This window comes from Endozoicomonas sp. SESOKO1 (genome assembly GCF_024606265.1).
Lineage (GTDB): Bacteria > Pseudomonadota > Gammaproteobacteria > Pseudomonadales > Endozoicomonadaceae > Endozoicomonas.
In genome coordinates this window covers 54215-77846 of sequence record NZ_JAHHPP010000005.1, presented here as the reverse complement: position 1 = coordinate 77846, position 23632 = coordinate 54215, and the positions used below count along the sequence as shown (strand labels likewise).

Genomic DNA, 23632 nt, shown 5'->3' with positions numbered 1-23632 from the left:
CTCAAGATGTGCCTGAAGGGAAGTTCTAATGAAAAAATTCAATCAATCCCTCTTTGCCCTGTCGACACTGACACTGGCCATACAGGCTGGTGCTGCGGGTTTTGCCCTGAATGAATCTTCAGCGGCAGCTGCAGGTACGGCCTATGCGGGTCGGGGCTCCAATGCGGAAGATGCCTCCATTATGGCGGCTAACCCTGCGGGTATCGCGCTGCTGAAAGAGCGGCAGGTGACTGTGGGGGGCGCTGTTGTGGTTCCTGAAGGAAATTTTCAAGGAACGGGTGTTGACCCATTTTCTCCAACAGGGACAGTCTCCAGTAAAAACGACGATTTTCTGAAAACCAAGTTTATTCCTTTTGGCTTTTTTTCCATGCCGGTTGATGAGCAGTTATCGTTTGGTCTGGGGGTTTATGCACCTTTTGGCTCCAGCTCTGATTACGGAGATGAATGGGCCGGGAAATATATGGCGGATAAAACTGAGTTTACGGTTGTTAATATTCAGCCGACAGTGGCCTACCAGTTTTCTGATGACCTTTCGGTGGGACTCGGGGTTTTTGCCTCTCACGGTGAAGGCGAGTTAACAAGAGAGGTTTTTATTCCTGCAACGTCACTCCCAACTCCGGATGCCCTCGGCAGTTCAAAAATGACGGGTGATGGCTGGGCTTATGGCTGGAATATCGGAGTAATCTGGCAGCCTATTGACCAGACGACACTGGGTCTTAGCTATCGTTCAAAAGTGGATCACTCTTTAGAAGGTGACGCGCGGATTACTGTGAAAGCCCCCTATACCGGACAACTGGATGAAAAAGCAAAACTGGACATCACCTTTCCGGAACAGTTTGAGTTGAGCGCCACACATCAGATCGACAACCGCTGGACGGTTATGGCTGGTGCAGTCTGGACCCGCTGGAGTCGTTTTGATGCCCTGGTTATTGAGTCAAACCAGGGAGGAAATGGCCCGATATCCGGGCGTGATACATCTGATACTGATGTACTCACCTACGTACCTGAAAAATGGGAAGATGTCTGGGCATTTTCACTGGGCACCAGTTACCAGTACAGCGATGACCTGACCCTGAAAGCCGGCTACGCCTTCGACCAGTCACCAGTGCCCGATGAGTATCGCACCGCAAGAACACCAGACAGTGACCGGAATTGGCTGACCGTTGGTGCCAAGTATGAATTTGGCAGTGACTGGACCGTTGATGCTGCCTATGGCTATATGTTTGGTTCCAAGGTCAAGATCGACGAAGAGAATTACAACAGCGATGGAACTCCAAATGGCGGCTTGACGCTGAAAGGCGAATACGACAACACCGCCCATGTATTCAGCGCATCGGTAACCAGGCGCTTCTGAAACCAACAGGTTCTTTTCTGAATCAGCAAAAGTGAACGTAAAAAGAACAGCCCGGCAACCGCCGGGCATTATTTTTTCTGTGCATGGTGAATTTGTTGACTACTTTGTTGGTATGATAAATCGACAAAAGAAGTCCATGGGAGTAAGAGTGCCAACAAATACACCTGCTTCATCTACGCTTTCGCTCGCCTCAGCGCCGCAGTCGTGCCCGTCCGCCAATGTCAGTGCCATTGATAAACAGGTATCTTCAGTAACCAGGACGGATGTGGGCAAGTCTTTTTCAGGCCATATGATCATTTGTTCACCAGGGACAAGTTCAGGTGTGTTATCGGTAATGCCTGACTGTGACGACGTTGTTTGCCCGAAGTCGATAACCCCCAGTGACCAGACAATAGTCGCCCGTTCTGTCGCCTCCGCTGAAGATCCCTGCAGGGAAAGACGTCTGTTGACTGCTCCAGCTTCCAGAGCGGCCACGAGTGCAAATATTTCACTTCCGGTTATAAGAGAAGAGGGTGTTCATGATGCCCAGTCAGATATGGCACGGAAAGGGGCTATCCTGGCTTTGTATGGAAAATACGATTTCCAATCAATGCGCATTAGCCTGATGCGGCAACATTTACACCATGCACTGGAACCTTTGCTATCTCTGTTAGCGGATGACAAAAATGAAAACAGCGTTGCCAGGCACAAGGCGGACCCCCTTGTAGTGTCAGTCGATATGCGGGCTTATGAAGATGGAATGCTCCCTTCTTTAGGCCCCCATTTTGCTTCTCTGCTTAAATACGAGGCTGATGATCCCTGTTACCCCTATGTGTCCTGGAGTACTGACATGGCCGGTTACATTACGGTTAATAACCTGCTTTTACTGCGTTCCAGTATGCCGACTTTTTAACTGTCTGTTCCGGTTAAAAAAACAGTGCTGCAAAACACCCTCAAACGGTCATTACCAGCAACAGCTTTTTCAGTGTGTCGGGCTTGGCCTTGATGGCAAGCTTTACGGCATTGGCAATTAAATAAATCTATCAGTGTTATTTTTTTAATTAATTTTGATGTTCGATAGTTTGGCCGTATTCTTTATCACGTCAAAGGCACTCTTTAACTACTTACACCCAAAAAGGAAAATCAAATGACTCAATCTTTGATTAACACCGTGATCAAGCCATTCAAAGCCACTGCTTTCCACAATGGCGAGTTTGTTGATGTGACCGAACAGACCCTGCTGGGCAAATGGTCCGTTGTGTTCTTCTACCCGGCTGACTTCACCTTTGTCTGCCCAACGGAGCTGGGCGATGTGGCTGACCATTACGCCCAGCTGCAGGCCATGGGTGTAGAAGTCTATTCCGTGTCAACAGACACGCACTTCACTCACAAGGCATGGCACGACAGCTCTGAAACTATCAAGAAAATCCAGTTCCCGATGATCGGTGATCCAACAGGCACCATCACCCGCAACTTCGGTGTGATGATTGAAGAAGATGGCCTGGCACTGCGTGGCACCTTTGTCATCAATCCGGAAGGTGAAATCAAGGCCATCGAAATCAACGACCTGGGTATTGGCCGCTCTGCCAAAGACCTGGTGCGCAAGGTACAGGCTGCCCAGTACATCGCTGAGCATGACGGCGAAGTTTGCCCGGCAGCATGGCAGCCAGGTGAAGAGACTCTGGCGCCTTCCCTGGACCTGGTTGGCAAGATCTAAGCCATAGATCGTGCTGATGGCCATACCCGGACAGCCAGTTTGGGTATGGCTCCAAGGCTGACGAGGAATGCTGGGTAAACCATTGTTCAACATTCCTGGGCAGCTTTAAAAAGCAAGAAACCCTCCTTCGCCTTATCAATACCATTTTTCCATAACTTGCCATAAACAGGGGTGCGACCATGCTCGACACAAATATGAAAACCCAGTTACAGAACTACCTGCAGAATCTGAAAACATCCGTTGAGCTGGTGGTATTCCTGGACGACAGCAATAAGTCCGCTGAAATGGAGTCTCTGGCCAACGACATTGCCAGTCTGTCTGACAAAGTATCGGTTGCCAGGGCAGATAACGGCAATGAGCGCAAACCGTCCATGCTGGTCCGTTCAGCGGCAACGGGCAGTGAAATCCGCTTTGCCGGCTTGCCGATGGGGCATGAATTCACCTCCCTGGTTCTGGCGCTGCTGCACAGCGGCGGTCATCCGATTAAGGTGGATGACTCCGTGGCCGAGCAGGTAAAAGCGCTGGCAGGTAACTACCGTTTTGAAACATACGTTTCCCTGAGTTGTCAGAACTGTCCGGATGTGGTGCAGGCGCTGAACATCATGTCCGCCCTGAATCCAGATATTACCAATGTGATGATCGATGGTGCCTTGTTCCCGAAAGAGGTGGACGAGCGGAAAATCATGGCGGTTCCTTCGGTTTACCTGAACGGTGAACTGTTTGCCCAGGGTCGTATCTCTTTGCAGGAAATCCTGAACAAGCTGGATACCGGGGCAGCAGCGCGTCAGGCAGAAGCCATCGCTGAAAAAGCACCGTTTGATGTACTGGTGGTTGGCGGTGGCCCTGCCGGAGCCTCTGCGGCGATCTACAGTGCCCGAAAAGGCATTCGTACCGGCATCGTGGCGGACCGTTTCGGTGGCCAGGTGATGGATACCGTTGGTATTGAAAACTTTATCTCCGTTAAGGCGACAGAAGGCCCGAAGCTGGCCGCGAGCCTGGAAGAACATGTCCGCGACTATGACGTGGATATCATGACTCAACAGCGTGCCAGCCGGGTTGTGGCGGCGGAGCAGGTGGGTGACCTGATCCAGGTTGAGCTGGAAAGCGGTGCAACTCTGAAGAGTCGCTCGCTGGTTATCGGTACCGGAGCCCGCTGGAGAGAAATGAACGTTCCGGGTGAGCAGGAATATCGTGGTAAAGGTGTCGCTTACTGCCCACACTGCGATGGTCCGCTGTTCAAGGGCAAAAAAGTAGCGGTGATTGGTGGCGGTAACTCCGGTATTGAAGCGGCAATCGACCTTGCCGGTATTGTTGAGCATGTGACGGTCCTGGAGTTCGACAGCAAACTGAGAGCAGATGAAGTGCTGCAACGCAAGGCCCGCTCCATGGGTAATATCGATATCATTACCGAAGCGCTGACCACCGAAGTGCTAGGCAATGGTGAGAAGGTGACCGGACTGCGTTACACCGACCGGGCAACAGATAACAGTGATACAATTGAGTTGTCGGGTATCTTTGTCCAGATCGGCCTGGTTCCCAACGCCGAGTTCCTCAAGGGCACTCTGGAGTTAAGCCCACGAGGTGAGATTATCATCGGTGCCCAGGGTGAAACTTCCCTGCCCGGTGTGTTTGCCGCCGGTGATGTCACCACCGCGCCTTACAAACAGATCATTATTGCCATGGGCAGTGGTGCAACTGCTGCCTTGGGAGCGTTTGATTACCTGATCCGTACGCCAGAGCCACAGCAGCAGGAAGCAGCTTGATGTCGGTACTTTGATATTTTGACATAAAACTTTTGAAGTTGTCATAAAACTTCATTTTTGACAAAAACGACCTCGGAAACAATACTTCCTGTGTTGTACAACCGAGGTCTTTTTTATGTACCGCAGAAAACTCGGAAAATCCAAGGTTAACAATATTCACCGTTTTGTTAGCCCTAAGAATGGCTCCACTGTTCTTACTGAATCCATGCTTGAGTTTCATAGCTGTTATTCTCTTGAATATGCCCGGGAAGTAAAATCCTTTGAGTCCCAGCCTGAGGGCTTTGAGTATCTCGATGGGAATAAAGTTCGTAGATATACGCCTGACCACCTTATCCGGATGGCAAGTGGTCAAGAGCCATATATAGAAGTAAAACCATTGAGAATAGCCAGGCGAAAAGATTTTCAAGATCGCTTTCACTGTCAGAGGGAAGAGGCCAGGCGATTAGGAAGAGATCTTTGGTTATGGACTGAAGAGCTTATTCGCAGGCAGCCTTACTTAAACAACCTTCAGATACTCCATAGATACAGAAACAATGATCCTGTTGCCGATGAACACCGGCATGTACTGAACAGCGTTTCTTCATTTGAAAATCATGAGGCAAGTATCCAGGAACTTGCTCTCTCTACAGGTATGGATATCACTCAATTCTTGCCTGTTGTTTATGACCTAATCGCCAGAAACCAGCTGGATGCAGAGCTTCATAGATCCCCTTTAAATAAAGAATCACTGGTGCGAATTCGTTCATAAACAGCGCTTCTGATTGGGCGTAGGTGAAGGAGTTATATCTTGTCCTGCGTCCTGCATTCAGAACGGATGGAAATAAGCACTTTATTCTTAGGCACCTGACTTAAAAATCATGACTATTATCCAGAGATTTACTGAAGGCACTGTATTCAAGCTGATTCCCCAGAGCGATGACGATGAAGAATTGCTGTTAAGGGTTGAACGTAGTACGAAAGATCAACTTGATCTTGCAAGTCTTTTGCAGGGCGGCGATACAATAAGCCGAAGTATTGATGAGGTTGAGTTAGCTCTTGCGGAAGGTAGGGTTGAGTTTGTAATTCACAGCCCAGATAGCGAAGAAGAAGACCACCTTTCAGAAGACTTGGCTTGCCTTCCTAAGAAGCATAGAAAGAAAGTGGTTCTACGGTTTCAATACATCAGTAAATTAAGGTCGTTGGTTACCACCTGGACCGATAAATCACTTACACCGTTAATACCCAAAATAGCCAAAGAAATAAACGACCCTAATCCTCCGAGCTGGAGGACGATAGCTCGTTGGAATGACTCGTATAGCTCGAATGGTCAAACTGTTAAGGCATTATTTTCAGATCAAATGAAGCAGGGAAACTGGAAAAGACGATTCTCCGACAAGGTTGAAGAGTGTATAAAAGATGCAATAGAGACATATAAAACCAAAGAGAGAATATCGATACAAGAAGCATGGAATAATCTTGATGGATATATAACAAAGGCAAATAAAAATAGAGCTGAAGATGATCAATTGGAGACCCCATGCTATGACGTATTGAGAAAACGGATAAAGGCAGAACCACCCTATGAAATAATGGTTGCCAGAGAAGGGAAAAGAAAAGCAGATATAGAGTTTTCGTCTGTGGGTATGTCTCTGAAACTTGAACGGGCATTGCAGCGAGTAGAGGTGGATCATACGAAGCTCGACGTGTTTGTAGTCGATGATGAAAATTACATGCCTTTGGGAAGGCCATGGTTAACCACCTCAATTGATGCGATGTCGAGATCCATCACCGGCTTCTATATTGGGTTTCATCCGCCAAGCTTCTTATCACTAACAAAACTTCTTAAGTCCATAATTATTCCCAAAAAGTATATTAAAGAGCGCTATCCCGACATAAGAAATCCATGGATATGTTCTGGTGTACCAGAGCTTTTTGTTTTTGATAACGGAAAAGAGTTTTGGTCAAAAGATCTTGAGATTGTTCTTGCCGAACTGAATATTCAGACACAATACAACCCCGTACAAAAGCCATGGTTAAAAGGAAAGATTGAGCGTTTATACGGAACTATCAATAAAAAGTTGCTTATCAGTCTACCGGGAAAGACCTTCAGCAATATCTTTGAGAAAGGTGATTACGACCCTGAAAAGAATGCAGTTATTACGTTCAGTACCTTCCTTGAGATTCTTTATACTTGGATTGTTGATGTCTATCAGCAACAGCCCGTTGCTAAAGGCTCCATCATCCCCGACCTTGCCTGGAAAGAAGGCATTCTTGACTTTCCTCCTCGTCATGTTGATCCAAAACGTTTAGATATCATTTTGGGAAGAACCAAATACAGCAAGCTCCGCCGTGGAGGTGTGCAATATATGAATCTGCGATATGACTCCGATGAGCTGGCTAGCCTGAGAGGCAAGATTGGAAGCACGCAGGTTATGTATAAGGTTGATCCCGATGATCTTGGCCACATTCATGTATTTGATGAGTTTGAGCGCAGGTACATCAAAGTTCTGGCTGTTGATCATGGCTATGCCAATGGTCTCTCAGAGTGGCAGCACAAGGTTCATAAAAAATATGCCCGCAAATATATTCGAGATAAATATAAGCATGACGACGTGGTAGCAGCCCGAGATGCAATTCAAGAGCTTGTTAAACGAGAGATTGAAAACTGGGAAAACCGTGGCAGAAAAGGCAAAGCAGGTGCGACAGCAAAAGCAGCCAGATATGGCAAGGTTGCTGATGATTCTACTGGCTCAATAACGGGTATAGCCAATTCTCAACAGAGTAACCCTTCTTCAGAAAGTCGGGAACAGAACAAATCTGATGATAGCTTGAAAGTGACTATAGACCGGTCAAATTGGGTTACTACAAGAGGTGGCGAATGATGCGCCAGGAACTGACTGAACTGCAAAAAGCAAAGATTAAAGAGATCAGAAACACGAGAGTCTGGATGGACTTCCATCTGAGCGTGATTGATGAAATGTATGACTGTAAAGATCTGTCAAAGTTAGATGGAGAGCCAATTTGTATGGCTATTTATGGAGATACAGGCGCTGGGAAAAGTGAGATGATGGAGATGTTTAAAAATGACCATAAGCGCTATGAAAAGGTGAACTCCACGGTGATACCTGTTGTTTATACAGTGCTACCTCCCAAGGTCTCTGGGAATGGGTTGTTAAGGAAAATAATCAAATCTATGGGCCTTGGGATCGAAGATTATAAAGATTTTGAGTTTGATGACCTGATGGAAATAATCGTTGAAATGGTCGATAAGCTGGGTGTGGAACTCTTCATCATTGATGAAGCGCAGGGGCTTCTTGAACATGACACTCGGAAGCATCTTTATGAAGCCACTGAATGTATCAAGGCGCTGATCATAGCAACGAAGAGGCCTGTTATTCTTTTTGGCCTTCCATGGTGTATTACTGCGATAGAGTACAATCCACAGTTAGCCAGCCGTTTTCTTAGACGGCGTTTTCTTGCCCCGTTCAAGATATCTGATGAAAAGTCGAGAGCAGAGTACTTCGCATTTCTTGATGCACTTGATGACGCGTTCGGTTTAGAGAAAAAAGCGGGCCTTGGTGAAAGCAAAATAGCTTTGAGGTTGTTTGCTGCCAGTCGAGGAAATTTGCGAGTACTGAGGGGGATTATTGATCAGGCAGCCACTTATGCAATATCTGAAAACGCTTCAACGATAACATTTGATCGCCTTAAAAAAGCATGCTCAGTATGCTGCCCTGCTTGCAATGCTTTCAATATAGAAAGCCTTAAAGATGTTGAGTTTGTTGAACTGGCAAAACCTTCCTACTGGGATAAAAATGCCAGGAGAGGGCAGAATCCTGTGGTTGAGCAGACATTTACGCAAGAGCAGAAGTTATCAGAGGCACTTTCTGCTACGTGATATGCAGTGGCGAAAACGGATTTGCAGCTGAATCTTGGCCATTTATTGCGAATTTTCAGAGCGAAATGGCTCATTTGTACCATAATGTATACTGCCTTTGTCTAACAGAATCCTTCAATTGAGCATCAGAGATATTGTGGTTCTGGGATTAACTCCGATTACCCTTTTCTTTAGTGCTCGCTGCTAAGAGCAAGAGCTAGTGTAAGGCTTAGGGGCAAAGTGCAGTCTCACATCCTATACATGTGAAGCCGTGACGCTATACGCTCTATCTATGGTGATCCGTCGTCTATCAATCCAATGAAACAATCCCTCAATCATATTTTTGTTGCCGCCACCATGAGTGCAGGCAAATCCTCCCTGATCAATGCTTTGATGGGTAAAGAACTACTGCATTCCGCCAATGAGGCAACAACCGCCAAAATTACACGAATTTATCGACTGGTTGATGCACAGGCGGCTTCCGCCAGCTATTGCAAAAATGGACTTGTTCTTGAAGCCAGTATGGAGGTATGTCCAGAGCAGCTAAAAACATGGAACCGTACTGATGATATCGCCCGTATCGACATCACAGTCCCTTTTGCCGATCAGCAAGAAAAGAAATCTACTGGGGAATATGTCATCTACGACTCTCCCGGTGCTAACAACAGCACTGATCAGCGTCATGGAGATATTTTTGCCGATGCGCTTAAAGAGCACCAGAACAGCACTATCTTATACATACTCAATGCGACCCAGCTTGGCACACAGGATGATGTAGAAATCCTTTCATTGGTTCGGAGTCATCTGCCCGAGGCAATACTTATTTTTGCTCTCAATAAAGCCGACCAACTGGATGAAGAATTGGGAGAGCACATTGCCCACTATGTCGATAATGCTCAGCACTATCTGAACACCCTCGGCTTTCAATCCCCCATCATTGTGCCAACCATGGCCCGGGTGGCTCTACTTGCCAAAACAATCTTGCATAAAACACCATTGAGTCGGCGGGAAAAGTCGGTGTTACACGCAGAGGTGGAACGCTTCAGAATGGACAGGCACCGTTTGAATGATGCAGCCCTTATCCCCCGAGGCATCAAGCATCATATTCGACAGCGCCTTAAGCAGTATCCTGATATTGCGACAGTGACCAATACCGATGAACTGATACCTTCAATCCATGAGTTACAGGCATTTATCACTTACAGTGGTATAGACACAATTGAGAAGTTAATCACTCAAGGCCGAAGAATACGCCACCAACCCGTACCCTACTACACAAACATGTCTGCCCAGCAGACTCCAGCCCGCGCTCACCACTGACTTTTCTATTTTTGCATCCACAGAACCAGCACCTATGAATTACATATACATTGAACACAATCCGTTTACCGTAGAAACCCTCTTCAAAATCAACGGTGAAGTTCCCCCGGAAACTCTGAGCATTCAAGGCTACAGCCGTAAGCGCTTACAGCTTTGGGTTGAAGACATTTTTTTCGAGCTGAGTCGGATATTTAATGGTGCCACAAACTTCTTTGTAGAGTTTAAAGGTGTCGAATCAGACTTTGTCGATCTACAGGAAGCTGCTAGTAAAGCTGAGCAAGCAGGCATGGTCATTGAGCTTGAGTGGCAAAAGGTCAAACCCGCGGAAGAGCGGCTTGATGAGATGAAAGTGCTTTTGGAAAAGCTCCAGAAAGACCCTAAGTTTAAACACTATATCAAAAGCAGTGGCGGAGAGGTAAAGCGTAATATCAATGCGGCCTTTGACAATGATTTTGATGCTTACGTAGTTGCTACCATGTCATCGGGTAAATCTACTTTTATCAACGCCATGTTGGGCCAAGATATTTTGCCTGCTGCAAATGAAGCCACTACAGCTACTATCGCCCATATTATTGATGATAAAACCACCAGTGACCGCTTTATTGGCAAGCGTTTTGGGAAAAACCGGATGCTTCTTGAGGAGAACGATGCTGTAAACCTTGCCTTGCTTAAGGAATGGAACTTCAATCCTGAAACTAAAACAATTGAGTTACATGGCAATATTCGAGCCGTGGAGCCCAATGACAATGTTCGCCTGGTGCTAACCGATACTCCGGGACCCAACAACAGTCAGGATGAAGAACATGAGCGTACGACCATGGGCTTCATTCAGGATTCTAAAAGAAACCCATTAATTCTGTATATTCTTAATGGCACACAATTAAGCACCAATGATGACAAGCGTTTATTAAATCTGGTTGCAGAGGAGATGAAAAGTGGTGGGAAACAAAGTAGAGATCGCTTCCTTTTTGTTGTCAACAAGATGGACGAGTTTGACCCAGAGAAGGGCGAAGTCATAGATGCAGTACTAGATAGAGTCAAAAGCTATTTGCAAGACAACGGTATTGATGAACCGAATATTTTCCCTATTTCTGCCAGGCTCGCGTATTTGCTTCGTAAGCAGGGTGAACTGACCCGTTCTGAACGTAATGACAAGCTTGGTTTTCAAGACCTGTTTCTCGAAGAGCCAACCATGGATTTGCCCATGTACACCACTATGCCTGCCAAAGTACACAATAGTATGGAGGCTAAAGTACGTAAAAATATGGCGGATCAAACCTCAGCAAATACCATGCTGCGTAGCGGACTGCCTGCTGTTGAAGCCACGATTGACGAATACATTAAAAAATATGCGTTTCCGATGAGGCTGAACAGAGCCCATGCAGCGTTATCAGCAGCAATCAAAGAAGGCATGAGAGAGACAGAACTGGATAAAAAATTGAAGCTAGATGAAAAGGAATTGGATAAGTTATATCTCGACATTGTTAATCTGAAAAAAAACCGAGATAGCGGGTTCAATACAAAAGCTTATCAGCAGACAGTTAAGGAGCAAGGTAAGGGGCTTCCAGAGGCTGTACAGAAGCAACTTAATATAATGGAAAAAGATGTTTATGATCTGATTCGCACTTTGGGCGATGATTTTGCTGGTGAAGCATCTATCAATAGTGCTCGTCAACGCCTGGATATGACTGCTCGTGATGTTGAGTTTGCATTTAAGAAAACCATTAACAACTATGAACAGGCATTTGACCGTTCACAAGAGCTGATCAAGGATCAATTAAGGCAAGAGTATCTGCAACATGTCGCTTCTCTATTCCCAGACAGCAAAGCCCTCGAGTTGCCCGCCTTTAAAATACTGAAAGAGTCTATCAGTGCGATCTCACTGGAGATTGACTTGCAGCAAGAAGAAGTTCAAAGCAGAGAAGAGGTTTCTGGTTACCGTACGGTCAGTGACTCTAAGTGGTACAACCCATTTTCATGGGGATCAACAAGGCAGATTGCCGAATATACAACGGTGGAATTTGTGGATTTACATGATATGTGGAAAGAGCGACTGCCTCAAATTCGTAGCAGTTTTGACACATTGAGAAAGGAAGCCCTTGGTCGGATTAACTCAGATAAAGACAAGCTGATAGACAACTACTTGTCGTTTATGGAGCGGGAGTTCAAGGCGAGGTTTGATACATTGCTGAATGAACTAGAGGCCAAAATGGAAAATAGCGACAAGTTAGAAGCTGCTATTAAAGAGGCGAAAAACGAGCAACTTAGAATTGGGAGAATCAAACAAGAAGTTGATCATATCTTGAAATTCTAACCCTTTTAGGCCCTCCTCAGACAGGATCTTTGAAGGGTGAAGGAGAGCAGTGTGAAGCAATCTAATGATTTATACGGAAAAAACAGCAAAACACCGAGTGAATTTAAAAAATCTTTTGCTACTTCCCTGGAAAACGCAGAGTGTTCGCCGGAGCATCTGCGCATGGCACTGAAAACTCTTGAGCGAGAAAAACCAGAACTGTTTGAGCCTTATCAGCCACTCGGCGACGATGATGGGATCTGTCAGGATAAGCCCAAGTGGCGACTATCAGGTTATTTTTTCAAACAAGTGCATTTGTGTGAAAAAAACTTTAGCAGAGAGCGCATTGAGCACGTTATTGAAGTAAAAAGCCACCTGATTGAATACGGCATTGCCGGATTTCCCAGTAACGTCAAACACCAGTCAAATTCTGAGAGTGGTACTGTTGTGAACACTTTTAAAAGCGTTGATTTAAGCCATTATACCCCTTCTCCAGCCCTGAAAAAGCATGTGGACAGTGGAGACCTTTCTAACATCCGTAACGCGTTGTTTATGGAGATGAATGATAAACGGTTGACTACGACTCAGATCAAGCAGGCCTTTGCCTGGGTGTTACTGCGAAAGCCCAACCTATTTGTGCCTTATGAAGAAAATGCCAATGCCCGTGCGATGAATCCAGATTCTACTCAGTGGGACCGAGACTACTACGGCATGCAGGAAGTTTATGCTAACTCTAATTTTTCCTGTGAACGACTAAGCCATATGGTAGAGGTACGTGCACAAGTGTTTGACATTGCCACAACCTCCGCCTCTTCTTCGAGACCTGTGGTACAACCCGCAGCTCAGAGAACTTCAGAAGAAGGGCGGGCTTCTCAAGCGGATTCTTCTTATCAGTCAAATAATGCCAGCAACTGGCTTAAATATGCACTGTTTGCCGGTGGTGCTGTTCTTGCCCTGGCTCTGTTAATCAATTCTATTATTCGGTGAACCTATGAACCATTCTACTCAAGGTACTGGGTCGCGCTCCATTCAAGAAAAAGCACAGATGGCTTTTCAACGTCGCACACAGCAGGCGTTGGAAGTTACCCGGGATTTGGTTAACAAAAGCTATTTGGGGGAGATGAAACATTATGAAATTATCCCTGCTGCCAGTTCCTCTACCACACGACTGAATCAGGGCGGTGACGTCCGTGTTTTTCGTGTAGAACGATTGGTGCAAGAGAATAAACAGTCGGTATTAGAAAGCATTACCGCCATATACACAGCACTGGGTGCTGCCGGTTATTCGGCATTTTTGTATATGGAGTCTGACCAGCGAGACACCCTGGTTTATATCGGTACTCGGGGTGAACTTGGTAAAATGTTAGGTAAAAATGCAGGTGAGTTGCTCCAGGAAGCGTTTAAAGGGCATTTTCCAGGAAGTCATCTTGTATCACTGGACGGTGATGCTGTGGGTTCGTTGCTCGATAATCTTAAGGGTGACCCAAGTAACGCATCCGCCACAGTTACAGCCGTAAGTAGTGTGCCATCGCTTTCCACAGAAGATCAAGAGCACTTTATGCAGGGGTTGGAGCGGTTTATTGATGCTGCTGAAAGCCGTGCGTATCAGTGTTTGATTCTTGCCGAACCCATCTCGATGCCAGCACTGAATACTGTGCGGACGGGTTACGAACAGGTGGCCACCCAATTGTCTAGTATTGTTAAGCGACAGCTTTCTTATGGTATACAGGATAGCCAAAGCATTAACGAAAGTATCAGCCTTGGTTTAAGCCAGTCGTTGGGAGAGAGTCTGGGGTTGACAGAGACCAAGGGAACCAGTGAAACCAAAACCACATCGACCAGTCAAACCCATACAATTACTGAGAGTTCAAGTTCACCAGACAAGTTGGGGGCATTACTTGGTCCTATGTTTGCTAAAACTCATACTGCAGGAGTGTCAGATTCATCAACATCCGGTGATAGTTACGCGTCTTCTACCTCTGTATCAACAGCACATTCAAGAACCACCACTGCAACAGATACCCGCAGTAGAACTGATAGCCACTCAATCGGTCAGACCATTGGCAGCACTCAACAGCTGAGTTATGAAGTCACCGATAAAACCGTGCAAGGAATGCTGGAAAAAATTGATCATCACCTTAATCGGATTAATGAAGCCAAATCCTATGGTGGTTGGCATACGGCAGCCTATTTTATCAGCGACAGCGCAGCCACTTCGGAGTCTCTCGCCAGCTTGTTTTTAGGGTTAACCCGGGGGAATCAATCCAACAGTGAAGATTTTGCCATGACAACTTGGAGTCATCAGCAGGCTAAATCTATTACGCCATGGCTGGCACAACTGATGCACCCTCGATTGAAACCGGCTTTTAAAGGCAATGCACTTATACAGTACCTGACACCGGCCACGCTGGTATCGGGGAAAGAGATGGCCTTGCAGCTCAGCTTGCCAAGGCGTTCCACTTCCACTGTAGTTGTGCAGGAAGCCGCTGCTTTTGGCCGAACGGTCCAGCGGCTTGATAATATCAAAAAGTCGGGCTCTGGGCGCACCCTGGATCTGGGTTATATCAGACACTTGTGGAGTGACCTGCCACAGAAAATTGAGCTGGATATTGACCAGCTCACAGGCCACACTTTTGTCACCGGCGCTACAGGTTCTGGCAAGAGCAATACTGTCTATCAGTTATTGAGCAAACTGAATCAGCACAACATTCCATTCATGGTGATTGAACCCGCCAAGGGTGAATATAAACACGTCTTTGGGCACCATGTGGATGTGAGAGTGCTGGGTACTAACCATAAACATACAGAATTGCTGAAGATAAACCCCTTTTCATTTCCTCCGGATACGCATGTACTGGAACATGTTGATCGGCTGATTGAAATATTTAACGTCTGCTGGCCCATGTATGCTGCGATGCCAGCCATTTTGAAAGATGCCATATTGCAAAGCTATGAGCAGTGCGGGTGGGATCTGATTACGTCTGAAACTCAAACAGAGAGCTTTGTGTTTCCGACTTTTGCTGATTTGCTTCTGCAACTGGAACGAGTGATTGACAGCTCCTCTTACTCTCAGGAGTTGAAGAGCAATTATGCAGGCGCATTGCTAACCAGAGTTAAATCACTGGCTAATGGCTTAAATGGGCAAATTTTCTCTTCAGATGAAATAAGCAACGAGGCCTTGTTCGACCACAACGTGATTGTAGACTTGAGCCGGGTTGGTTCTCAGGAAACCAAATCACTGATCATGGGGCTGCTGATTGTTAAGCTCAGTGAGCACCGTGCGGAACAGGCAGAGATGAATCAGCCTTTAAAGCATGTCACAGTGCTTGAAGAAGCTCATAATATTCTACGTAGTTCAACAAGCTCAGGCAGCGAGGGAAGTAATATTGCTGAAAAGTCGGTAGAGATGATTTCCAATGCCATTGCTGAAATGCGTACTTATGGTGAAGGATTTATCATTGCTGACCAGTCGCCTTCGGCGGTTCACCTATCTGCTATACGTAATACCAATACCAAAGTCATTATGCGTTTGCCTGATGAGTCCGACCGTCAGCTGGCAGGCAGATCAGCTGCACTGTCTGATGACCAGCTGGATGAGCTGGCTCGATTGCCTCGTGGTGTTGCTGCGATTTATCAGAACGACTGGCTGGAACCAGTGTTGTGTAAGGTCAATCGTTTTCTGGGAGAAGAGCATAGCTATCATTATCAATCTGATGATCCCGGCCTCTGGCATGAAAAGCAGTTTCGCGGAGATGTCGTAAGCTGGCTGGTTTCACCACGATGCCGTGGGGGGGCAGCAATTGATGTGGAGACTCTGAAAAATGGTTTGGTGAAAAGCAGTATGCCGACACAGTTGAAGCTTAATCTGGCAAGGTATTTTAGCGAGAGTGAATACTCGAAGAACATGGCGATACACGAGGATAGTAACTTCCACAGGCTCTCTGATCTTATCGCTACGATTTTGGACTGCAACGCAGGCATTGAGCAGGTCGTCGCTACATCCGCTAACTTGGAGCAGCTGCACGAGGGTATGCAACAATTGCTGCGACAACAGCTTGGTGAGATGTCTTTGGAGATTGCTTTGACGACAGAGCAGGCTCTTATGAAACATATAAGCAAACGAGGTGAAGATTACGTTCAGCTCTATGCAGGTTGGAATAACCACGTTAGAAAGAGTGTTGTTTTATGAACGAGATGCATAAGCTGAAGGAGTTCTTCTCGGCTGAGCAAAAGGCACCGGTTTTTAACTCTTTTGAGAAAGTAGAACTTACTCCGGACGAGCTTAAATGGTTCGACAGGCCTATATCTGAAAGCCTGTCAGACGTTATGGTCACTGTTGATGCATCACCTGAAAGCGTCGTAAGGGATGAGAAAGAGGTTGATAGCAGTGTTACCAAGCTCTCTCCTGGTGAAAAAGGCAACTGGAATCAAGCATTGAATGAACCTCCTTTGCAGCCCGATCATACGTATCAGGTAGGAGGTTATGATTATCAGACAGACAGTGAGGGGCGGGTATCAAAAGTGACCGGTCAGCTGGAGCTGAATACTCAGGATCGGAACACCTATCAACAAATTAAATCCGCTGAAGCCGGTGGTATCAAAGATGGACGTGAGGGTGATGATGGCGGCCACATGATTGCTTCCATATTTAATGGGCCAGGTGAGCAAATCAACCTGTTACCCATGGAATCTAATCTCAACCGTGGTGAGTGGAAAAGAATGGAGAACAAGTGGGCTGCTGCGCTGGCTGAAGAGCCACCAAAGCAGGTTTCTGTGGAAATTCACCCCATTTATGAAGAGGGAAGCAAACGACCATCATCTTTTGATGTCTTCTATGAAATTGATGGGAAAGAGCATTTTTCATCCTTTGAAAATGGGGTAAGGGCTTGAATATGACAATCGACGATGTGTACAAAAGCATTGCGGACAACATTATTGCTAATGTCGCAGAGGGCTGGAGTAAAGCGCACATTACGGCAGAAAGAACTGACGATAATGCCTTAAGCCTGGAAGGTGGATACGATAATGGCGAGGGCGTATTTACTCCTTTTAAATTTCGTAACTTTGATCGCAGGGTTATTGCCGACTTTCACCAATTGCACAAAATTACTACCGAAGGGGGGAGTAACCGTTGGAACAGAGCAAGATACACACTCCGCCGGGATGGAGAATTTTCTATTGACTTCCAGTGGGATCAAAAATTGGCTGATGAGGTAGAAGGCAATCTCTGAGCGGTAGTATCGTTATAAGCTTCGTTATAAACTTCAGCTATTTGATACTTACAAAGATTCTTTAGCATGATCTCTTGAGCCTGTAGGGCAAAGGCTCAAGAGTCTACCTTAAATAATCTCAGAATCTCTTCTGCCAGCCACTCTTCTTCGCAGTAAAAGTAGCAGGTTGGTACAGCGAGTTCATCAGACAATCGTTTCAGTGTTGCAAAGTCCGGCGCATGCTTGCCCTTTTCATACTGGTTCATTCTTGAACTGGCAGAAAACTCATCAATCCCGGCAAGTATCCCTAACCTCTTCTGTGACAACCCTTTTGCCAGCCGCGCTTCCTTGAGACGCTTCGGGAGCGGTGACAAGGCTTCCGAGCTTCGGTTGCTCATAATAATCCTAGCTATAAAAGCTAAGATAATCTGAGTTTTAGTTGTGGTACGATACTAAGAAATACTTAGCTATTGTGATGTAGAGCAATGAACAGCCATAAACGTAAAAGTTATTCTCTGGCCTTTAAGATTCAGGCCGTTGAGCGTTATCTCGAAAACGAGGAAAACCTGAAGGCTACTGCTGCTGAATTGGATGTTCATCCGGCAACGATGAAGCACTGGGTTCAAAAGGGTGTTGATGGTTTGAGAGAGCAGTTGGTGAGCCCTCTCTCTTCCCAAGAGATTGAAATCAAGCGGTTGAAAAAAGAGCTTGGTCGTCTGACTGAAGAAAATGAGATATTGAAAAAAGCGGCACGGATGTTTGCGGCACAGGGCTGAACAAAGCTGAGAAGTGTAAATCTCCGACATTCCGGGCGGATAACGGGCAGATAAAAAGCATCTATATTGATGCTCAGATATCCTGAGTATGTTGCTTATGTTTCTGATCCGCCCTGATCCTCAATACGATGAATCATTGGAGAGCTACATCATTCGGCTCGCTGAAGCCAATCGTTTCCGGGTAAAGAAGCTCTTCCCGCATTTAAGCAAACTTCTACAAAAGCAGCATGGCAAACTGGCAGGGGTTTTGCCAACCGAGCTGGGCCGATTTAACCTCTATCATGCCAACATGTCATCCAGTAAACGTTACTGGGCACTTCATCTGCTGTCTGAACTGTGCTGCAAAGAGCGTATGCCCTTGCTGGAGATGGCGGTGCTAAAAACATCCAGACGTTTTGGTGAAAAGCATACGGCACTGTTTTGGAAAGGGTTAGACATACCCAGAATCTTTTTCCTGTCAGAAGGTATTCCGATATGCCCTCAATGCTTGAAGGAAAAGCCCTATATTCCTGTGTTCTGGCATATCTCTCTGGTGCGGGCCTGTCCAAAACATCAGGCTTTATTAATTGATTCATGCCCCCAGTGCGGTCTGAAGATTGACTATATTCGTAATGGCGAATTGCTTACGTGCCCTTGTGGCTTTGATTTATCAATGGTAGTGGCTAAGCCTGCAAGTCCAGAGCTGGTCAGGTTGGCAGAACAGATTTACGGTTTTAAGCCTGAGAGCGGTGAGCAGGGAAATTTACTTTTCAGGGACTCAACGACTGAAGCTGTTTTTGGAGCGGTGTTGTGGTTCAGGCAGTGGGTAGAAAAAGAAAGTGATGACGTATCGCTGGTTGATGATGCTTTTCTGCTCCGTTGCATTGAATTTTTTGACGATTGGCCATCGGCATTGATGTCACTGCTGGAGACACTGGCTTTTGAAGGCCTTGAGTATTCTGAGCGCTCTATGAAGGGCACTTCATTCCGTTCGATTTTTGGTGCTCTACTGAAGGTAAGTCGATATCTCCCGGATGAACGGCTGGAAACCAATGAAGTGCTTAAAACGGTATTTTCATTTCTTGATCAGATTGTTTTTCAGGAGGGGCACCCGTACTCGGAAATATCCCTCACTCTGCTGGATAGCTTTGAAGCTTGTGTGATTTTAGGGGTAAGTATCAGGCAGCTGGCACGATTGATTGAAGATGGGTTAATCCATCCGTGCAAACAGCTAAAAGATAAAGAGGAGATTAATCCTGCAACGCCATTGTTCAGACTGAAAGATGTTTTCGTTTTATGGTCAGTGGGTTTTCAGTCAAGGCACTCTAACCGCAACCTCTATCTCTCAAGGTGGTAAGCATGAAAATACTGGGTGACCTTCTGATGGTGGAGATGGAGGAAAAGGATGAGTGGAATGAAATGCTAAAGAAAGCTTTTTTCTCTGATGTGCCAGTTGTGATTGATGGACACGTTCCTGAGACCCTCGTTATTTTGACGAATTTGACGCGCTCAAATGCAGATAAGGCAGACCTGGACGATGAAGCAGCAGCCAAAGAGTTATTGAAGAGTGATCAGTGGCATGCTGACATCATGGAGACCGCACCCTGGGTGACGACCCATTACCTTAAAGACCCAAACAGTCGCGCAACCGGTAGTGCTCGTTGGTTCCCTGAAAATTATGGTGAGGATGGAGAAAAGTACCTTGGCTGGTCTCATAACGCAAACAAAGTACCAAGAAGCCACTTTTTAGCGACAGAGTTTTTCTGGAATAACAGAGTCACCTCACTGTTTGAGGCGTTCTCAAAAGAAGAAGGTAGCCCGTTAATTGATGAGCTGAGCGCTCTGGGGTTTTCAGCAGAGAAAGTTCAACAGCTGAGGGAGTTATGTAGGGGAGGAATGTCCAACAGTCTTCCAGATTTTGTCAGCCCTGAAAGCAAGGTATTACTATTTCCTGATGGGCAGGGTGAGTACGTTGCCGTGACTCCTCTAGTCGCAGCGGGTTTTCAGAGGTGGGTACATAATCTGGTCACTAATCCTGATATTAGAAGTCGGCCAGTATTTTATGCACGACCATTACAGGTGAGTAGTTTTCTGGGAACCTGTGGCGGTAAGTTATATTGCTTTCACTATCTTCCCAGATTGGGGAAACGAGATCATAGGCTTGAAGACAGTCTTCATCGTTGGCGGACCAAGAGGCATCTGCTCAGCGTTGGGTGTATTTTTCAAAAGAAGAATCTGGCTTTTTTGCTGGATTGCTCCTTGGGTAAGGTCGTTGTTGAGTCAGAAAAACAGAGGAAAGATCGTTTACAACAGGAAGCTGTTTGTATTGGAGCGATTATTGAAGAACTCTTTTCAAGTCTAAGCATGTTAAGGGCTCACTACCTGGCTGGTGAGAGCCAGATTAGCCAGACACTTGAAGGAACCATTGAGCTGCAGCTCATACAGGGGGGCTTAAGGGATGTAGATGAAGCTGTTGAATATTTTCTATCACAACTGAATGATGTATTGGAACAAACGGAATATTCCGTTCAGCTGGCATATCACCCAAGGTTATTGCCTATATTTGAAAAGGGAATAAAAGAAACAATAATCAAAATTGCTGAGCCTACTGAAACCGCTGATATCAAAGGTCAGTTTCTTCACTTCAAACGACTGGTGGCGTACGACGCTAACGCAAGAAGTAATCCATACGTATTAGGGCTACCAGCCTTAACAGCGTGGGCTGGGTTGGTACATGCCTTTTTATGTAACCTTGGGTATGAAAGCGGTCAAACCGATTTCCGGTTTGCTGTCATTCTTCGGAAATACGGATTGAATAAAGGGCATCCCCTGCCAGAGCAGGAAGTTAAGCATGGGAAAGTATTGAATGGCCCAATTATTGACTGTAGAAGTTGTGATCTTGAGTTTGACCTGATGATACAGCTGCCACTCTATTCTAAAGAGGTTGATTTAGGTGAAGATAATCTATTTTGTTGCATGCCTTCGAGATTTGCTGGCGGAACACTGACTCACCCTATCGAAGGAACCTACGGGCAGTGTGACCTCTATCAATGCTGTGCAGTTTATCGTTCTCTGGAAGAACTATCGGGTTCACTTTGCCAATTGCCAAGCTACGCAAGAATCATCTCATCTGTCTGTGACAGCCCTGGTAAGCATGAACTGATAAGCCTGCTATCCGAAGGCAAAGTACTACCCATAGGCTCCGGATTTCGGTTTCTGGGAAATCCCACTGTCAGGAAAGGTATTGAAGGCTACACCCACGCTTTTGCCTATTCTGATATGTCCGTGATAAGGCTTACATCCGTACACTCGATAAATCCACTTGATCGTAGCTTTTGGTCTATGAATTACAGTGACTCTGGTATAGCTATTTCTGTGGAGCAGCATACTCATGGCAGATAAAGTGAAACCGTGTAAACAACACTCGCAACAGCGTTCACTATATATTGGAAAGGGGCTTTTTTTCTGGGTAGACGAGAAATCTAAAGAACACCCTTTACCGCCAGACACGACCACTATCTCAGCAACCAAAGATGGTTACTCAGATGGTTATGCTCCAAATGGGGAAATAAAGAAAAGTGTAAAGGCTCAATCGCTATCTCAGGCAAATATTCAAACGATTCAAGAGGCTTATATGCCACCAGAAGCCGTGGCCCTGATTATACGCTTCTCGATAACTTTTAAAGCACATTCTGGCAAGTTGCATAGATGTGATAGTGAGGAGATGAAGAAGATTATCGCGAAGCTGGCCGTGGCATATAAGAATGTGGGTGGGTATCGTGTATTGGTACGTAGGTATCTTGAAAATTTGCTGCTTGGGGTCTGGTTGTGGGAAAACCAGTGCACGCTGGGAACTCAGATTTGTCTGACAGATTATAAGACTAAAGATCAACTTATCGTTGATGATGTGGAAATCAGGTGTTTTAGCCGGGATTTGGATGATTTAGAAGAGTCCCTTGAACCATGGATCGATAGGATTGAGAAGGCTCTCACATCACCAAAGGATTACTGCTCCATTTTGGTTGAGGCAAAGCTCAAATTGCCTTTGAGTGCTGAAGTTTTTCCAAGTCAGGGATTTGCTGAAGGAGAATCTCTTAGTAAATTGCTGGCAACCTGCAATTTTAATGGTGAGGAGCAAGTTGTTTTTACAAGACACAAGCTCGGTGCTGCGGTGCATCAGATTGATGATTGGTTTTCTGGGGCTGACTACCGGGTAAGGGCTAGTACTTACGGAGCCGATAGAGAAGAACTGACAGCTCATAGACTTCCAAAGGAAGGAAAGGACTATTTCTCTTTGCTGCAAAACGCTAATGACTATATTGAGTTTCTTGAGTCCAACCCTGACCCACAAGATTCAAAGATGGATAAAATTCATTTTCTTATGGCTTGTCATGTTTGCGGAGGACTCCGTCAGAAGAGTGATAAAAAATGAAACGCTTTGCCTTTGGCATTCGGTTTAAGGCCGGATCGAATAATGAGCTAATGGTTGGAAGGTGCTTGAAGGTTCTTCATGGATACCACTACAAGCAAAGCGTCAACATTATAGGCGTAACATTTCCCAAGTACTCTAATAGAACCATTGGAGATGTCATTGGTTTTGTTTCCGTAGAGTGGCTCTGTCTACAGCAATTAATGACACATCACTACTTCCAGCAGATGCAGAAGCTTAAAAAGTTTACCTTCAATGAGATCATCACCGTTCCTGACAACGTGCCTGAAGTTAGATATGGCAAAGATCAAAAGAGTGATAAATATTGTGAAGGAGGTAGGCAACGTCGTATAAGGCGTGGCCAGCGAATAGCTGGAAGAAAAGGATATGTGTATCAACCCCGACAAGACCCTTCAAGCCGGGAGCGGAATATACAGCTGTTTCACAGAATTCCGATGACCAGCTCTGAGAATCCCTCAAAAGTGTATTACTACAGGTTACAGAGGCATAAGGCCAACAAGATTGTATGTGATGGGTATACCAGTTATGGCTTGGCAAACCAAGTGGACGCCAGAGGGACAGTGCCCGAGCTGGTTTTTACCAATATATAACTGCCTTCTGTAATCCACTGTTTTTCAATAAATTATTTTGATATTTCAAAAAAAGGTATTTTGGATAATTCTGACCTATCCTTCTGTTACGCCTATTGTACGGGTGCTTTATGTCTAGTGACCTGCCGTGCAGGTAGTTGAGAAGATGCTGCAAATCGTTGATGTAGCGATCTCTGAGTGACCTACCGTGCAGGTAGTTGAGAAGGAAAACGAAAGAACTTACGGGGTCAAGATATCGTGACCTACCGTGCAGGTAGTTGAGAAAATGGGAGGCGGAGCTACAGCCGCATTTGGTGCGAACCTACCGTGTAGGTAGTATTAAAAAACACCCCCATTAGAGCAAAC

General features: G+C 45.8%; 19 protein-coding genes. 18 read left to right on the top strand and 1 reads right to left on the bottom strand.

Going from position 1 to position 23632, the window contains the following annotated elements; genetic code table 11:
- The first annotated feature begins 28 nt into the window (after positions 1 to 28).
- The 13 genes from KDK13_RS00610 to KDK13_RS00550 all read left to right on the top strand — a co-directional run bounded on the left by KDK13_RS00610 (position 29) and on the right by KDK13_RS00550 (position 17513).
- Positions 29 to 1354: an OmpP1/FadL family transporter gene (locus KDK13_RS00610; RefSeq protein ID WP_257282785.1), complete on the top strand. Its 1326-nt coding sequence runs from the start codon at positions 29 to 31 to the stop codon at positions 1352 to 1354.
- Positions 1355 to 1385: 31 nt separating this feature from the next.
- Positions 1386 to 2246, top strand: coding sequence for a hypothetical protein (locus KDK13_RS00605; protein ID WP_257282784.1), 861 nt, complete (start codon positions 1386 to 1388; stop codon positions 2244 to 2246).
- Positions 2247 to 2480: 234 nt separating this feature from the next.
- Positions 2481 to 3050: an alkyl hydroperoxide reductase subunit C gene (gene ahpC / locus KDK13_RS00600; protein WP_257282783.1), complete on the top strand. Its 570-nt coding sequence runs from the start codon at positions 2481 to 2483 to the stop codon at positions 3048 to 3050.
- Positions 3051 to 3229: 179 nt separating this feature from the next.
- On the top strand, positions 3230 to 4813 hold the full coding sequence (ahpF, locus tag KDK13_RS00595; protein WP_257282782.1) for an alkyl hydroperoxide reductase subunit F: 1584 nt from the start codon (positions 3230 to 3232) through the stop codon (positions 4811 to 4813).
- Positions 4814 to 4928: 115 nt separating this feature from the next.
- Positions 4929 to 5561, top strand: coding sequence for a TnsA endonuclease N-terminal domain-containing protein (locus KDK13_RS00590; RefSeq protein WP_257282781.1), 633 nt, complete (start codon positions 4929 to 4931; stop codon positions 5559 to 5561).
- 109 nt (positions 5562 to 5670) lie between these two features.
- On the top strand, positions 5671 to 7674 hold the full coding sequence (locus KDK13_RS00585) for a transposase family protein (protein ID WP_257282780.1): 2004 nt from the start codon (positions 5671 to 5673) through the stop codon (positions 7672 to 7674).
- Positions 7671 to 8690: a TniB family NTP-binding protein gene (locus KDK13_RS00580; protein WP_257282779.1), complete on the top strand. Its 1020-nt coding sequence runs from the start codon at positions 7671 to 7673 to the stop codon at positions 8688 to 8690. The genes KDK13_RS00585 and KDK13_RS00580 overlap by 4 nt, the downstream gene beginning before the upstream one ends.
- 297 nt (positions 8691 to 8987) lie before the next feature.
- Positions 8988 to 9989: a dynamin family protein gene (locus KDK13_RS00575; RefSeq protein WP_257282778.1), complete on the top strand. Its 1002-nt coding sequence runs from the start codon at positions 8988 to 8990 to the stop codon at positions 9987 to 9989.
- A 34-nt stretch (positions 9990 to 10023) separates the two neighbouring features.
- On the top strand, positions 10024 to 12303 hold the full coding sequence (locus KDK13_RS00570) for a dynamin family protein (RefSeq protein WP_257282777.1): 2280 nt from the start codon (positions 10024 to 10026) through the stop codon (positions 12301 to 12303).
- Between the two features lie 51 nt (positions 12304 to 12354).
- On the top strand, positions 12355 to 13269 hold the full coding sequence (locus KDK13_RS00565) for a hypothetical protein (protein WP_257282776.1): 915 nt from the start codon (positions 12355 to 12357) through the stop codon (positions 13267 to 13269).
- Between the two features lie 4 nt (positions 13270 to 13273).
- Complete coding sequence (locus KDK13_RS00560) at positions 13274 to 16471, top strand: ATP-binding protein (RefSeq protein WP_257282775.1); 3198 nt, start codon at positions 13274 to 13276, stop codon at positions 16469 to 16471.
- Positions 16468 to 17172, top strand: coding sequence for a DNA/RNA non-specific endonuclease (locus KDK13_RS00555; protein WP_257282774.1), 705 nt, complete (start codon positions 16468 to 16470; stop codon positions 17170 to 17172). The genes KDK13_RS00560 and KDK13_RS00555 overlap by 4 nt, the downstream gene beginning before the upstream one ends.
- 2 nt (positions 17173 to 17174) lie before the next feature.
- The gene (locus KDK13_RS00550; RefSeq protein WP_257282773.1) at positions 17175 to 17513 is read left to right on the top strand and encodes a hypothetical protein; all 339 of its coding nucleotides are present in this window, start codon (positions 17175 to 17177) and stop codon (positions 17511 to 17513) included.
- Between the two features lie 95 nt (positions 17514 to 17608).
- Here the strand turns inward: KDK13_RS00550 and KDK13_RS00545 are convergent, their stop codons facing one another.
- A complete protein-coding gene (locus tag KDK13_RS00545) occupies positions 17609 to 17890 on the bottom strand; it encodes a helix-turn-helix domain-containing protein (protein WP_257282772.1) in 282 nt (93 codons plus the stop codon).
- An 87-nt stretch (positions 17891 to 17977) separates the two neighbouring features.
- Here KDK13_RS00545 and KDK13_RS00540 point away from each other — a divergent pair, with 87 nt between their 5' ends.
- The 5 genes from KDK13_RS00540 (at position 17978) to cas6f (ending at position 23287) form a co-directional block, all read left to right on the top strand.
- On the top strand, positions 17978 to 18268 hold the full coding sequence (locus tag KDK13_RS00540) for a transposase (RefSeq protein ID WP_257282771.1): 291 nt from the start codon (positions 17978 to 17980) through the stop codon (positions 18266 to 18268).
- Between the two features lie 88 nt (positions 18269 to 18356).
- Complete coding sequence (locus KDK13_RS00535; protein ID WP_257282770.1) at positions 18357 to 19604, top strand: TniQ family protein; 1248 nt, start codon at positions 18357 to 18359, stop codon at positions 19602 to 19604.
- A 2-nt stretch (positions 19605 to 19606) separates the two neighbouring features.
- Entirely contained in the window at positions 19607 to 21649 is a 2043-nt protein-coding gene (locus KDK13_RS00530) for a type I-F CRISPR-associated protein Csy2 (protein ID WP_257282769.1), read from the top strand.
- Positions 21639 to 22679, top strand: a complete 1041-nt coding sequence (gene csy3 / locus KDK13_RS00525; RefSeq protein WP_257282768.1) for a type I-F CRISPR-associated protein Csy3 — start codon at positions 21639 to 21641, stop codon at positions 22677 to 22679. The genes KDK13_RS00530 and csy3 overlap by 11 nt, the downstream gene beginning before the upstream one ends.
- The gene (gene cas6f / locus KDK13_RS00520) at positions 22676 to 23287 is read left to right on the top strand and encodes a type I-F CRISPR-associated endoribonuclease Cas6/Csy4 (protein ID WP_257282767.1); all 612 of its coding nucleotides are present in this window, start codon (positions 22676 to 22678) and stop codon (positions 23285 to 23287) included. The genes csy3 and cas6f overlap by 4 nt, the downstream gene beginning before the upstream one ends.
- The last annotated feature ends 345 nt before the right edge of the window (positions 23288 to 23632 follow it).

Bases quoted from the DNA above. Each gene is read 5' to 3' on its own strand.
- KDK13_RS00570 (WP_257282777.1), top strand. From the start codon at position 10,024: ATGAATTACATATACATTGAACACAATCCGTTTACCGTAGAAACCCTC.
- ahpC (WP_257282783.1), top strand. From the start codon at position 2,481: ATGACTCAATCTTTGATTAACACCGTGATCAAGCCATTCAAAGCCACT.
- KDK13_RS00575 (WP_257282778.1), top strand. From the start codon at position 8,988: ATGAAACAATCCCTCAATCATATTTTTGTTGCCGCCACCATGAGTGCA.
- KDK13_RS00560 (WP_257282775.1), top strand. From the start codon at position 13,274: ATGAACCATTCTACTCAAGGTACTGGGTCGCGCTCCATTCAAGAAAAA.
- ahpF (WP_257282782.1), top strand. From the start codon at position 3,230: ATGCTCGACACAAATATGAAAACCCAGTTACAGAACTACCTGCAGAAT.
- KDK13_RS00590 (WP_257282781.1), top strand. From the start codon at position 4,929: ATGTACCGCAGAAAACTCGGAAAATCCAAGGTTAACAATATTCACCGT.
- KDK13_RS00530 (WP_257282769.1), top strand. From the start codon at position 19,607: ATGAAAATACTGGGTGACCTTCTGATGGTGGAGATGGAGGAAAAGGAT.
- cas6f (WP_257282767.1), top strand. From the start codon at position 22,676: ATGAAACGCTTTGCCTTTGGCATTCGGTTTAAGGCCGGATCGAATAAT.
- KDK13_RS00540 (WP_257282771.1), top strand. From the start codon at position 17,978: ATGAACAGCCATAAACGTAAAAGTTATTCTCTGGCCTTTAAGATTCAG.
- KDK13_RS00545 (WP_257282772.1), bottom strand. From the start codon at position 17,890: ATGAGCAACCGAAGCTCGGAAGCCTTGTCACCGCTCCCGAAGCGTCTC.
- KDK13_RS00550 (WP_257282773.1), top strand. From the start codon at position 17,175: ATGACAATCGACGATGTGTACAAAAGCATTGCGGACAACATTATTGCT.
- KDK13_RS00585 (WP_257282780.1), top strand. From the start codon at position 5,671: ATGACTATTATCCAGAGATTTACTGAAGGCACTGTATTCAAGCTGATT.
- KDK13_RS00580 (WP_257282779.1), top strand. From the start codon at position 7,671: ATGATGCGCCAGGAACTGACTGAACTGCAAAAAGCAAAGATTAAAGAG.
- KDK13_RS00535 (WP_257282770.1), top strand. From the start codon at position 18,357: ATGTTGCTTATGTTTCTGATCCGCCCTGATCCTCAATACGATGAATCA.
- KDK13_RS00555 (WP_257282774.1), top strand. From the start codon at position 16,468: ATGAACGAGATGCATAAGCTGAAGGAGTTCTTCTCGGCTGAGCAAAAG.
- csy3 (WP_257282768.1), top strand. From the start codon at position 21,639: ATGGCAGATAAAGTGAAACCGTGTAAACAACACTCGCAACAGCGTTCA.
- KDK13_RS00610 (WP_257282785.1), top strand. From the start codon at position 29: ATGAAAAAATTCAATCAATCCCTCTTTGCCCTGTCGACACTGACACTG.